This is a genomic window from Microbulbifer mixtoriginis (SeqCode) (genome assembly GCF_052467515.1).
Genome location: NZ_CP174314.1, coordinates 3,003,527 through 3,016,884 on the forward strand (window position 1 = coordinate 3,003,527; position 13,358 = coordinate 3,016,884).

Annotated in this window: 13 protein-coding genes; 9 read left to right on the forward strand and 4 right to left on the reverse strand. The window is 47.1% G+C overall.

Features of this window, described 5'->3' with window-relative positions:
- Positions 1-114: 114 nt before the first annotated feature.
- The 3 genes from recQ to ACJJIT_RS12925 all read left to right on the forward strand — a co-directional run bounded on the left by recQ (position 115) and on the right by ACJJIT_RS12925 (position 3,977).
- Positions 115-1,920, forward strand: coding sequence for a DNA helicase RecQ (gene recQ, locus ACJJIT_RS12915; RefSeq protein WP_444898636.1), 1,806 nt, complete (start codon positions 115-117; stop codon positions 1,918-1,920).
- A gap of 161 nt (positions 1,921-2,081) precedes the next feature.
- The gene (locus ACJJIT_RS12920) at positions 2,082-3,581 is read left to right on the forward strand and encodes a CoA-acylating methylmalonate-semialdehyde dehydrogenase (protein ID WP_444898637.1); all 1,500 of its coding nucleotides are present in this window, start codon (positions 2,082-2,084) and stop codon (positions 3,579-3,581) included.
- Positions 3,582-3,704: 123 nt separating this feature from the next.
- The gene (locus ACJJIT_RS12925; RefSeq protein ID WP_444898638.1) at positions 3,705-3,977 is read left to right on the forward strand and encodes a hypothetical protein; all 273 of its coding nucleotides are present in this window, start codon (positions 3,705-3,707) and stop codon (positions 3,975-3,977) included.
- A 103-nt stretch (positions 3,978-4,080) separates the two neighbouring features.
- Here the strand turns inward: ACJJIT_RS12925 and ACJJIT_RS12930 are convergent, their stop codons facing one another.
- The 3 genes from ACJJIT_RS12930 to djlA form a co-directional block, all read right to left on the reverse strand.
- A complete protein-coding gene (locus tag ACJJIT_RS12930) occupies positions 4,081-4,986 on the reverse strand; it encodes an OmpW/AlkL family protein (protein ID WP_252085263.1) in 906 nt (301 codons plus the stop codon).
- 613 nt (positions 4,987-5,599) lie between these two features.
- Entirely contained in the window at positions 5,600-5,908 is a 309-nt protein-coding gene (locus ACJJIT_RS12935) for a BolA family protein (protein ID WP_444888526.1), read from the reverse strand.
- Between the two features lie 162 nt (positions 5,909-6,070).
- Positions 6,071-6,853: a co-chaperone DjlA gene (djlA, locus tag ACJJIT_RS12940; protein ID WP_252085261.1), complete on the reverse strand. Its 783-nt coding sequence runs from the start codon at positions 6,851-6,853 to the stop codon at positions 6,071-6,073.
- Positions 6,854-7,091: 238 nt separating this feature from the next.
- On the opposite strand from djlA, the gene ACJJIT_RS12945 reads away from it, so the two are divergent.
- On the forward strand, positions 7,092-7,709 hold the full coding sequence (locus ACJJIT_RS12945; protein ID WP_444898639.1) for a hypothetical protein: 618 nt from the start codon (positions 7,092-7,094) through the stop codon (positions 7,707-7,709).
- A 42-nt stretch (positions 7,710-7,751) separates the two neighbouring features.
- On the opposite strand, the gene ACJJIT_RS12950 is transcribed toward ACJJIT_RS12945, so the two are convergent.
- Positions 7,752-8,663, reverse strand: coding sequence for a LysR family transcriptional regulator (locus ACJJIT_RS12950; protein WP_444898640.1), 912 nt, complete (start codon positions 8,661-8,663; stop codon positions 7,752-7,754).
- A 133-nt stretch (positions 8,664-8,796) separates the two neighbouring features.
- Here ACJJIT_RS12950 and ACJJIT_RS12955 point away from each other — a divergent pair, with 133 nt between their 5' ends.
- From ACJJIT_RS12955 to ACJJIT_RS12975, 5 genes are all read left to right on the forward strand, one after another.
- A complete protein-coding gene (locus ACJJIT_RS12955) occupies positions 8,797-9,444 on the forward strand; it encodes a hypothetical protein (protein ID WP_444898641.1) in 648 nt (215 codons plus the stop codon).
- Between the two features lies 1 nt (position 9,445).
- The gene (locus ACJJIT_RS12960; protein ID WP_444898642.1) at positions 9,446-10,093 is read left to right on the forward strand and encodes a type 1 glutamine amidotransferase; all 648 of its coding nucleotides are present in this window, start codon (positions 9,446-9,448) and stop codon (positions 10,091-10,093) included.
- A gap of 375 nt (positions 10,094-10,468) precedes the next feature.
- The gene (locus tag ACJJIT_RS12965; RefSeq protein ID WP_444898643.1) at positions 10,469-11,008 is read left to right on the forward strand and encodes a hypothetical protein; all 540 of its coding nucleotides are present in this window, start codon (positions 10,469-10,471) and stop codon (positions 11,006-11,008) included.
- Between the two features lie 1,106 nt (positions 11,009-12,114).
- Positions 12,115-12,549, forward strand: a complete 435-nt coding sequence (locus tag ACJJIT_RS12970) for a hypothetical protein (protein ID WP_444898644.1) — start codon at positions 12,115-12,117, stop codon at positions 12,547-12,549.
- A gap of 277 nt (positions 12,550-12,826) precedes the next feature.
- A complete protein-coding gene (locus ACJJIT_RS12975; RefSeq protein WP_444898645.1) occupies positions 12,827-13,351 on the forward strand; it encodes a hypothetical protein in 525 nt (174 codons plus the stop codon).
- Positions 13,352-13,358 lie beyond the last annotated feature (7 nt).

Genomic DNA, 13,358 nt, shown 5'->3' on the forward strand with positions numbered 1-13,358 from the left:
TTATAACCCGTGAATTCAGTCACAACTCCTAAGCTGCCATTGCACGGTATTTCAAGGCAACCCCATCCTAAAACCCACCGCACAAAGTCGCTACGCGGGGTATACTCCGCCGCCATGAATTCCCCACAACATATTCTCGAACACGTCTTCGGCTATACCCACTTCCGCGATCCTCAGGAAACGGTAATCAATACACTAATGGCCGGCGATGACGCCCTGGTACTTATGCCCACCGGAGGCGGCAAATCTCTGTGCTACCAGATTCCTGCCTTGGCCAGGCCCGGTTGCGGCGTAGTGATCTCTCCACTAATTGCCCTGATGCAGGACCAGGTGGAAGCCCTGCAGGAAGCCGGTATTCGAGCCGCCTACCTCAACTCCTCCATCTCCTATGACGAGGCCCAGGCCATTGAGAACCAGTTACTGTACGGCGAACTCGACTTGCTCTATTTGGCCCCGGAACGCCTGCTACAACCCAGAACCTTGGCTCTTCTCCAGAGAGTAGAACTCTCATTGTTTGCCATTGATGAGGCTCACTGTGTCTCCCAATGGGGCCATGACTTCCGCGCTGATTACCTGCAACTCAGCTGTTTGCACGAGCAGTTTCCCAGAGTACCGCGCATAGCGCTGACTGCTACGGCGGACAAACGCACCCGCGCGGAGATTGCCCTGCGCCTCGATTTGGAAAACGCTCGGCACTTTGTGAGCAGTTTCGACCGGCCAAATATCCAATACCGGATCGAGCCCAAGGACAACCAGCGACGACAGCTCCTGCAATTTCTAAAAAATGGACAGGAAGGCCAAGCAGGCGTCGTGTACTGCTTGTCCCGCGCCAAAGTGGAAAATACCGCCGAATGGCTCAGCCAGCAGGGCTATACCGCCCTGCCTTATCATGCGGGCCTGCCGGCGGAAACCCGCGCAGAACATCAGCGTCGCTTTTTACGCGAGGAAGGGGTAATCGTGGTCGCAACCATTGCTTTCGGTATGGGTATCGACAAGCCGGATGTGCGCTTTGTTGTGCATCTAGACCTGCCCAAAAGCGTCGAGGCCTACTATCAGGAAACCGGGCGAGCGGGACGCGATGGAGACGCCTCTATAGCATTATTGCTCTATGGCCTGGAAGATGTAGTCAAACTCGGACAAATGGTGGAATCTTCCGAAGGTAGTGAAGAGCACAAACGCCATGAACGCACACGCCTCAATGCCATGCTGGGGCTATGCGAAATGACCAGCTGCAGACGTCAGGCACTGTTGCATTATTTTGCTGAAACTCTCGAGCAACCCTGTGGCAACTGTGATATCTGCCTGGAGCCGCCCGCTACCTGGGATGGCAGCGAAGCCGCTATCAAGTTGATTTCCTGCGTTTACCGCACAGGACAACGCTTTGGCGCCAGTCATGTCATTGACGTACTGCGGGGCTCAGATAATGAAAAGGTTCGCAAGTTCAACCACGACCAGCTCACTACCCACGGTATTGGCAAGGATTTCAGCGGCAGTGAGTGGAAGGCTGTGGTGCGCCAATTGATTGTAAGAGGCTATTTGGAAGTTGAAGGTGAATTCCAGGGGCTCAAACTCACAGAAAACTGCCGCCCATTACTACGCGGAGAGGAAAAACTGCAACTGCGCAAACTCCCCAAGAAAGCCCCTCGCGCGCAAACCCGAAATACGGCAGTTCTGGAAGATCTAGAGCCAGAAGAGGAGCCCCTCTGGCTAGCACTTCGCAACTGCCGTAAACAACTGGCCGAAGAGCGCGGGGTACCGCCTTATGTCGTCTTTCACGATGCCACCTTGCGCGGAATGGTTAAAGCACACCCGCAAACCCACAGTGAACTCCTAGCCATCTCCGGTGTTGGCGATAGCAAATTGGAACGTTTCGGCGATGCTTTTCTCGCCGTACTTAGGGGCTTCCCCAAACATGATTAAGGACCAAAAACTCATTAAATTAGTAAGAAATTAAAGTGGTACAAGAGGTCCATTCTATTTCGGGCTACAACAACTGATGAATTTTCCCACCTGGGGTTACCTGTGTTACAAAGGCACAAAGAGGTAAAAAATAACGTATAAATCCCCAACGAGAGGAAACCATGAAAGTTATTGGTCACCTGATTAATGGCAAACTCGATTCGGCCCGGCACCCTCGCCTACAAGACCTAACCAATCCCTCAACTAATGAAATAATCGGCAAGGTCGCGCTGGCCAGCAAAGCTACCGTTGAAGAGGCTATCTCTGCAGCAGAAGCTGCCTACCCCGCCTGGCGCAACCTACCCACAGCAAAGCGTGTACGTATCATGTACCGCTTGCGCGACCTGCTGGAAGAAAATGCGGAGAAGATCTGCGAGCTGATCACTCTGGAACACGGCAAAGTGCTCAATGATGCCATGGGTGAACTGCAGCGGGGCATCGAGAATATTGAATATGTCTGCTCTGCCCCAGAGATGCTCAAAGGCGAGCATAGTAAGAATGTAGGCCCGGCTATTGACTCCTGGAGTGAATTCCAGCCTCTGGGCGTCTGTGCGGGAATCACCCCGTTTAACTTTCCCGCCATGGTGCCTTTATGGATGTGGCCAATGGCGATTGCCTGCGGCAATACCTTTATCTTAAAGCCTTCTGAACGCACCCCCTCCTCCGCCCTATTTATCGCCGAACTGGGTATCGAGGCCGGTATCCCTGCCGGGGTTTTAAATGTCGTCAACGGCGACAAAGAGGCAGTAGATACACTACTGACAGACAAGCGTATTCAAGCGGTAAGCTTTGTAGGCTCAACTCCAATTGCAGAATATGTCTACACCACAGGGACTGCCCACGGCAAAAGAGTTCAGGCCTTCGGTGGCGCAAAAAATCACACCATCGTGATGCCAGATGCCAACTTGGACAATGCGGTAGCCGCATTAATGGGTGCTGCCTTCGGCTCCTGTGGCGAGCGTTGTATGGCTATTTCTGTAGCCGTTGCGGTTGGCGATGAAACAGCCAACGCTTTAGTAGCAAAGCTTAAAGAGCAAATTGCCCAACTAAAGATTGGCGATGGCATGAACAACCAAAACGATATGGGACCTTTGGTTACCCAAGCACACCTAAACAAGGTGGAAGGCTTAATCAGTGCCGGTATCGAAGAAGGCGCGGAGCTGGTAGTAGATGGCCGCAATATGAAGGTTCCAGGCTACGAAAGTGGCAATTATCTGGGAGCCTGCCTATTTGATCGTGTTACCGAGGAGATGGCGATACACCGCAGTGAAATTTTTGGTCCCGTCCTCTGCGTAATGCGTGTAGATACCATGCAGGAAGCGATGAATATCATTGATGCTCACGAGTACGGTAACGGTACTTGTTTATTTACTCGGGATGGGGAAGCTGCCCGTTACTTTAGTGATAACATTAAAGTAGGCATGGTCGGCATCAATGTGCCTTTGCCAGTACCTGTTGCACACCACAGCTTCGGCGGCTGGAAGCGCTCCTTATTTGGGGACCTGCACGCTTATGGACCTGATTCTGTAAGATTCTATACCAAGCGTAAGACCATCACCCAGCGTTGGCCGGCAAGTGGGGTGAGAGAGGGAGCACAATACAGTTTCCCTAGCAATGGCTAATTATTAAAGTTAGGGGCGGATACCCGCCCTTTAACCGTTTAAGCACTCCTTCCCCACCTAAACAATCAAGCCTCCCTTGATGTATCGGCAATAACATAAGCCCAGCAATCTTAGGAGATAGATATGTTTCAAAGAACCCATAAAAAAACAAAAATAAAAGTATTTTCAGCCTTACCTTTTTTCTTGCTTACGCTCTCTACATCTTCTATAGCTCTAGCCCAGAGTGCGACGCTGAAACAGTGCCAAAGCTGGAGTAATAAAATTGAGCACTACCAGGAAAAAAGGAAAAAGGGCGGATCAGGTAAAAAAATGGATGAATGGAAAGGAAAAATTCGAAAATACCGAGACAAATTTAGAAAAAATAAATGCAGCAGGTACGGAAGAAGGTTAGGTTAAAGTCGCTAAACACAACTCAGAATAACCTCAACTTCACCCTCCAAATATTTATAAAACCATTAAAAAAGGGCGCAACGCGCCCCTTTTCAAAGGATAAGAGTGATTACCAGTTGAAATCAAACTTATAGCCTACACCGATTTGGAACACCCAGGGATCAAACTCGTAGTCGCCACCGAATCTGTGCTCCCAAAAGCGACCGAAGTCATCATCATCATCACGGAAGTTGCGATAGAAGGTATCTACTTCAACATCGGTAGTGACATCATAGTAAATAGCTGCCAGATTGATCAGCCAGCTACTATCGTGACCAAAGGTGAAATCAACACCAATTTGCCATGTATAACCCCAGCTATCGCCAAAATTCACACGGCCATCCCAGTCACGGAAAACCAGATCATCATCATCGTTACGATGCCAGAAGCCCCAGTGTCTTAGGCGTTCATCACTAAAGTCGGTATAGTTAATACCGATACCAATATAAGGCTGCACCAAACAGCTGGGATCCAGTGGATACCAATTCAGGTATGCAGCAGTCGTTTGGGGCTTCCAACGAGCAAAATCACCGCGACGACGACGATCAAATAATATATCGTCATCCCAGTCATCATCCCAAAAACGATAAAGCCAGGGATCACGACTACCACCAGTATGGCGATCGCCTTGCTGGTAACTCAGTGAAACACTCCAGTGATCGATAGGCTTCCATTCAGCATTAATAAACCAACCCCACTCGCCATCTGGATCAAGATTGGTTCGGAAAGCACCCCAATCACGGAAACGATGATAGTCATCATCATAATCATCGTCATCGTAAAAGCGCAGCCACCGATCAGCAAAGGTTACATTGTCTGAGTTTGGTGACCAGTATGAACCGCCAATCCGTATCTTAAACTCCTGGGTAGGAGGAGGGGGTGGTGGGGCATAGCCAGCAGGTCCTGCCGAAGCGACACTAGAGATTGCTAAGGCGAGGGGCGTCATAACGGGGATCAGAATACGCGTCATCTTCATTTGTGGTAACTCCATTGATATTCAGCAGATCAAACAGCAATCAGCCCAATCAATGGTCAGTCTAGTCGCACGAAATCACAGATGTAGAAAAAACAAACAAATGTTGGCGCTCAAATATAATTCTACGTTTTTATGGCACACAAAATATCCTTTGTCGTTGAAATTCACATATTGGTATTGCTTCCAAAAGAAAACCAACGACACCCATTATTACTGCACTGCAAATTTGGACAACGTGCACTGCTTCGAATTCCACAACCTGTTTTGAACAGGAGCTGAAATATTCTCACTCAAAGAAAAAGACAGAGACGCCGAAAAGCGCCAAGTTATGATATTTCGGGAGAAGTAAAATCCAACTGGACGCACACAGAGGTTAATTAGCCAGTAAAAGGTAAATAAGAAACAACAAACAGATACATAGGGAAATTGTGACTTTACTGGCGAAAGGGATTCAGGCTATTCAATCCAGTGGAACCCCGGCCAACTTTTTGATCTCAAACGCCCCAATCCATAGTGTACTTCTGAGGAAGGGGCGCCACTAAAACCTGCGAGAAATAGCAGGTTAAATTTGCAAAAAAAATTCTAGAGCTTGCTAGCTAAACTCTGCTGCTACTTACCCTTTCTTGCTGCCACCCTGGCATTCAGGACTTTGTGGAGCATCGCCATCCCACTCATCCGGCGCATAAGTATGAAGAGCAAGGGCGTGGATCGGGCCAGCCATTTCACTCGCAAGCGCCGCATAAACCTTTTGATGACGCTGGACTTTCCGAACGGAATCAAAAACCTCACTCACAAGCACCACACGAAAGTGCATTTCAGATCCTGCCGGGACATTATGCAAATGACTTTCGCATTGAACCTCAATAAATTGGGGATGGAAATTGGCAGTTAACTTTTCTTCAATTTGCTTTGCAAGACTCATAAACTCTCTTCGCAGTGTTCCAGATGATAATACAGATTTTTAAATTCAAAAATTGCGCTTAAACAATCAACCTATGTAATATCTAGCCAGGGCAAACCGCTAAATTACCAACAGATTATCCCGCTGTTTGGCAAGCTCTAATACGCTGATACCACACCAGGATTAACTGACAACTTTTGCCTTACTCTTTCGCGCATCAACAATTGCTTCATAAGCAACGGTGATACTCTTCATTTGATCTTCAGCGTGGCGCATAAACTCCTCTGGAAGCCCCTTGGAAGCGATCTTATCAGGGTGATACTCAGCAGCCTTGCGGCGATAGGCCAGTTTTAAATCCTTATCGCTAGTTTCCTCAGTGCAACCAAGCACTGCGTAATGCTGCTGAAGATCGGAAGCACTGCCTCCCCTCCCATGTCCAAATTGATTTTGCATGGCATCAAAAAGCGATTCATGTAAACCAAGATCCGCGGTAATTTTCCTGAGAATTACCTCTTCAGAAGCATGTAATTCACCATCAGCATACGCCACTGCAAATAGAAGGCGATAAACCATTTCCCGCATCGCCTGATTCTGCACCAACATCCGATACTGTTTGGCGTAATCGTAAATGCTGTACTTATCCGTTTTCGCATTCTCAAAAATCTTGATGGCATGTTTACGATCCTCAGCCCCCAGACGAAGATTATTCTGAATAAAATCCTCAATCAGCTGAACTTCTGCTTTGGATACTTGGCCATCCGCCTTAGCCATCTTCGCCAGCATGGAAAACAGGGTAACGATAAAAACTTTCTGGGCCCCTTCCCTATTCAGAACCGCAGCGGCATTACCCAGTCGTTTGAGGCCAGAACCAAAGGAGCTACCTATCCAGGCACCCAAGGCCGCACCAATAGGGCCCCCAAACATAAAACCAAATCCGGCACCTATACCCGCCCCTAACCAGGACATATTCTCTCCTCTGAGCGCCGAATAGCGCCCCACTGTCATCTAAATCAAACATTTATATCCGGCCTATCTTACCACGTGTAAGAGAGCGTCAAAGGATAGGCGTGACCAGAAGGTCAAATTAGCCTCACATTAAGCCGTCACTTCGATCACTGCCAGGTACATTTAGTTGCCTAACAGTCTCCCGCTATCTGCCACAATGATGTACAGGGCATTCTCATAGGAAATGAGGAACAGCTAAATGAAACTGCGGCAAGAGGTAGACTTATTGCGCCACATAACAATAAGTCTTCTTTTATTACTGGTATTTACAGGATGTGGAAACCGACAGGACACTACTGGTCAGGATAGCCAGTCACAAACTTCCCAGGTTGATAATACCGGGCATCAAGACTGGGAGACGATTGTCGAAGTTCTCCTGCACCCCCGCTGCTTAAACTGTCACCAGCTGGAATTGCCACTTATTAATCAGGGCTCCCCCCATGTACCCCGGGTTGAGCGAGGACCCGAAAATATGGGGATGGGGACAATGCGCTGCAGTAACTGCCACTCTGACCAGAACAACCCTGTGACAGGCGCACCCGGTGCACCCGGCTGGGCCATGGCTCCAATAACCCTTAATTGGTCTCGTATGTCCTCGGCCCAAATCTGTGCGCTGTTAACCACTCCCCAGGACAATGGCGGCCGCTCCCCAGAGCAATTGATGCTGTTTATGAGTGAGAACCCCCTAGCTTTATGGGGATGGAACCCTGGGGGTAAACGAGAACCCGTCAATATCCCCCACGGCAAGCTAGTTGAGGCATTGAAAGGCTGGATAGCTGCGGGAACGCCCTGCCCACCCCAGGCACCTTCTAGTTAACCCCTAAAAGTTAACTCCTGACAAAGCCAAATAAGAGGGGCGCTAATTGAGCCCCTCAATTCTTGAGAGGGCCTGAGCCAAATCCTCTAACCAACCATCACTTCCCCCTCGCCAAGCAATAAAAATCTCTTCTCTGGGCTCAGTAAAGTTGCCAGCAACATCGATTTTTGCCCCACCGATATCCTCTGCCAGCCCCTCTGGCAATAAGGCAAGAAAGTGTCCCGTTTTTACCAGGCCGCACAATACACCGTAATCATTTACCACAACCTGGACCTTGCGGGCAGGTAGGTTATCCCCCCACCCGTCACTGCCAATACCCCTTTCCTCGCCACAGAAAGGAGAGATTCTAGGGGCCGCAAAGGGATACTGCTGGACAACTTCGATTGGCACTTCCGCATTTGCCCACTCCCCAGAAACCAACCGGTGGCCGGGGCCCGCGACAATACACAAACTTTCTGTACCCAGCTTACGCGTTGTTATCTGGGCGGGGACCTGCCCCAACAGCGCACCGGTAATCATGGCCAAATCTACCTCTCCCCTAACCAGCATTCTCAGGGCCAAGGATTCATAGGCGGAAGTCAATGAAAGGCACGCTTTTGGCTGGATTTCTGCCAGCTTGTTTTGAATAAATGCAGCCCAAGTCAATTGCAAGACTGCTGGGGCAGCTACCCGGCACTCCGAAAACTTACCCAGTTCACCCAGTTCACCCAGTTCAAAGTGTACCTGGCGTGCAATGGAAGTGATCTCAGCCGCTTTACCTTGTAGCCGGCGCCCAGCATCATTTAGTCGGATTTGCTTGCCTACCCGGTCGAACACGCGAGTATTCAGCGCCGTCTCCAGGCGACGTAAAACCTTACTTAAGGCCCCTGGCGTTGTATCTAAACGATCTGCCGAGCGCTGCAGGTTTTCTGTCGCGGCAATAACAAGAAATTTTTCAAGATCTTCTATTTCCATATTGGAATCAAAAGCCACCCAGAATGAATCGATTCGTAACTAATGTACGTCTAGAATCGCTTGCTGCCAAGTACACAGAGGCTCAATAGGAAACCCTGCCGCTAACCCATAAAGATCAGGAGCTGAATAATTTATGATCACGCTTAATAGGCTCTGCAGTATTACTATCGCAGCTGTCTTAACCATGGCCTCCACAATCAGTTATGCAGACGACTCCATTGGCTCTCATGGAATGGCGTTATTTTCAGTTAACGGGCAACTCATTGCATCGCATATGCCTCTTCACGGCAAACGCCACGGACATCAGCTTATTCTTGCTATGGAATCTGAAAATAAAAAAGAAATGATGAATCTGGCCCAGAACACGCCGCTTATCTCTCTCAAGCCTGAAGTTTTCTCTTTAAACCATTTGCGCAACGGTAAGTTAGGCCTCTTTAGTGGCGAAGTATTTGATGGCCACTTTGAGCGAAAAGGCAAAATTCTGCTTAGCTCGATAGAATTCACGGTAACCGACAAGCTATTAGACCTACCACTCTCCCGTAAAAAGAATGGCCATTACCGCTTGGTGCATCTGGACGAAACGAGTCTGCTTATTCACGAAATAGCTTCCCCGCCAAGTTTTGACCAAATCGTGGAAGTTACAGCAAAAGCAACTGCACCTAAATCCATAGATACTGGCAGTAAACTTCCTATTTCAGAAAAAAACTGGCCTGAAGCTCTCAAAGAAGCAGGTATTGCTTTTCGTCGACAAGTTTATTTGGAAACACAGGACTTCCAATAAAATGCAAGAGCCAATTCTTATTATCCAGCATGAAGAACATGAAGGGCCTGGATATATTGCAGATTGGGCAAGTCAACGCCAGATTCCGACAATTCTTATCAACCCACAGATCTCAATATTACCCGATACGGGCTTTAGTGGAGTGATTATTTTAGGAGGGATGATGAACGTAGAAGATCAAATCTCTCTACCTTGGCTTGCCGATGAAATACACTGGGTAAAAAGCATTGTTAATCGGCAAGTCCCCATTGTGGGCATTTGCCTTGGTGCACAAATTCTAGCTCATGCACTAGGTGCCGATATCAAGCCAATGAAGCAGGAAGAACTAGGTTGGTACCCAGTCCACTGGACAACACCTGAGACCCTAACCTTAAACAAAGTATTCCAAGCACACAGCTATTTTTTTGACATCCCTAAAAACGCCAAGCACCTAGCCAGCTCTGCGCTCTGCCCAAACCAGGCATTTCTATATGGAGAAAACATACTTGGCTTACAGTTCCACCTGGAGTGGTCACAACAACAGGTCGCACGGCTTTTTCCAGAGTACTTCCAGAAGCACGGTTCCAGCGTGAACAATCACACCGCCAGTCGCAAGGCGCTCTTTCAGCTACTTAACCAGCACTTCAGTAAAGAACCGCCAAAGAAATGACTCTTTGAATTCAATACACCAATTAATGCCTCTTAAATACATCACATTCTAAATTATCCCAAGAAGCTCAAAAGAATAAGAAACCTCTCCTATAAGCTAGTAAACCTTTCCTACCCGCTTGCCACCTTACCTAAACACTATATCTAACCCGTAGCCAAAGTCATTAAGCAGGCAAGCAAACACATTTAAAAATAGGAAAGCATTCTCAGCCAATAGTACATACTTCCCGATTTAACTCTAAAAAACACAAAGGAAACATCACCTTTTATTTTTTATGGCTATTATTTTTTAGCCAAAGCACCCTGACTATATCTCTCGTGCAACCGGCTTTGGCGCTTTGATATAAGTGTTATTGTTTTTACAAGGAAGTTTCAAATGAAGGTTTTTACTCCCAAACTATCGGCCTCTATAGCCGCCGCCGGGATAGCCCTTGGCTCCTCAACATCGGCGCTGTCTCAAGTTACGGATTCCGAGACCAGCATGATTACGCTGACTTTTATGGAAATGATTGATATTGCTTTTGTTGACAATATCACCATTGCAGATCCCACACCTGGAGACCCGGCAGTAGGTTTAGATTTCTTCTGTGTTGCCGGCACTGGTTTTAGCACCTTTAGCATTAATTTTGTAAACCCAACCACTACAGGTCCAGACTTCTTATTAAACAGCGCCAACGGATCAGGACCTATTATGTACAATGTTTTTTTCAAAAATGACCTAAGCCCTGGTCCTGGGCTGCCTGTCACACCCGATGTACCTATTCCAGGAAATGCATTACAGGCGAGTGCCTGCACGGCTCCAAGCACAGATGATAATGCAAAATTTGATGTTGAGATCCCATTCCCGGAATGGAATGGTAGAGAGGGGGATGGGCCTTTTATGGGATTACTAGAGATAACGGTAACTGCTGAATAATTTCAGCAGTTATTTATGGTTGCATCAGGATCTCTTTCTGGTGCAACCACTAACAAAGAGAAAGGTGAGCTCAACGGAAGAGTGTTCTTACAGTTATCTAAAACCGCCAGAAAAACCTTAAGAAAAACCACAAAATAATCTAAATACATTTCTCTCAAGCCAGCATCCACTCCGGATACATCACTCACAGTAACAGACTTTTACGCATCTGCCTGATCATTCATCAGTATTGAAGCATTAAAAGCTGTAAACCCATTAACATCCATGTTTGGCTTAAAGTTGTCTTGTGGACCTTGCACTCAGGAGCAAACTGAAGGGATCTCCTTTCTGAATACTTGCTGGAGAAGACTCCAGTTTTGGGAAGAGTAAGCCGCTTGATTGAGGGCTTGGTGGAAGCTTCTCAGACACTTCGATCAAAGCATTCTGCTTAACTGGGAATAAATCTTTTTATATGGCAACTTTGTTTCATCAAAAATTGAAAGCTGAAGTAGGAAAAACTAAGTTGGGCAAGGGTACAACGTGGTGGTAGGGTCTATAGCGAAGCCACTCCACTGGGAAGCTCCCTTACTTCGACCTCACTAGCAGAAGCAAATTTATGGCATCCGCAAGTAGATGTTGCCTCTGAAAATACAAAACTCGACGCCTAGCGTACGACAAACCTGCAGATTCTGATCCGTTACACTAAAGCTTGACCCATTGTGAAACTGACCTAATTTAACCTCACCCCCCAGGAACACCTTACCTCAACATTAGAATCAGATAAAACATCATTGCAATAAGATTAAAACCTATCAATCATCTAGCACACAAAGGCAATAAGAAATCTTTCTCAATAATTAGTACATCCCTCCCGAATCACCTACTACAGCAAGCTTCCTACAGGATATTTCCAACTTAACGACTATCATTTTCTAGGCCAAAGCACTCTGAACTATATCAATCTCATAAATTGCTTTGGCGCTTTAATAAAAGCGTCATTGTTTTTTACAAGGAAGTTTCAAATGAAGGTTTTTACTCCCAAACTATTGGCTTCTATAGTCGCTGCCGGGATAGCGCTTGGCTCCTCCTCATCAGCGCTATCCCAAGCCACAGACTCCGAAACCAGCATGATCACACTGACCTTTACGGAAACAATTGACATTGCTTTCGTTGATCCTGTCACCATTTCAGATCCTACACCTGGGGATCCTGCTGTAGGGGTAGATTTTTTCTGTGTTGCCGGCACTGGTTTTAGCACCTTTAGTATTGAATTTTTTAACCCAGCTGCTACTGGCCCGGATTTTTTGCTGGAAAGCGCCAACGCGACCCCGTCAATTATGTACGATGTTTTTTTTAAGAATGACCTAACTCCTGGACCGGGCTTGATGGTAACGCCTGCTGTACCTATTCCAGGCAATATTCTACAAGCAAGTGTCTGTGCAACCCCAGGCGCAGATGATAATGCGAAATTTGACATTGTCATTCCTGGCCCAATATGGACAGGCAGAGAGGCCGATGGTCCATTTACTGGCCTGCTGCAGATAATGGTAACTGCAGAGTAATCCTTACCAGTTGGCATTAGTTGCATCAGGGTCTATCTCTGATGCAACCATTAACCAAAAAAATCATTGGATTAGACCCACATGAATAATATTAATAAAACTGCCTGCAATTATCAAAAATTTCAAAGGCACGACTTTAAAACAACCCATCCAAAACCCTCAAAAAGCAACCAGCAAAAACTCTAGAGGCGCACATCATTAACTGAATCCTGTGCTTATCTATTATTCACCATCAATATAACAGCGATATCTTTACTCTTACTAAAGGGAATTTCCAATGAGTTTCCACATTCTAAAAAGTGTCATACTGGCGATTTTATTTATTCTCATAGCTACCTCATCACCATATTCTCTCTCGCAGGCTCAAGGTAGCGGACAAAGCTTAATCTCATTTGCAATCAATGAGTTCATTACAATAGAAGATGTAGACGATATAAATCTCAACCCAACTCCTGGGGCCCCCGCCCAAGGCACAGATTTATTCTGTGTTGCCGGCGATGGATTCCCAGCCTTCAGTATTATATTTACAGGCTTAGGCACAGGCACCGGAACACCATTTATTCTGCGAGGTAGGCAAGGAGCAGTATTGAACTATCAGGTCTCTTTCCAAAATGCCACCTCAGGGGGGGCTCCAATTGCAGCTTTACCTGGCGTACCTATCACAAATAATACACTTCAAGCAAACAACTGCATGAATAACAATGCGCTTTTCAACGTACTAGTGCCCGCTTCAGAGTGGGAACCTGTTGCAGGCATGGCTCCATTTAGGGGTAGGCTATTAATTACTGTGGAATCAGAATAAATACCAA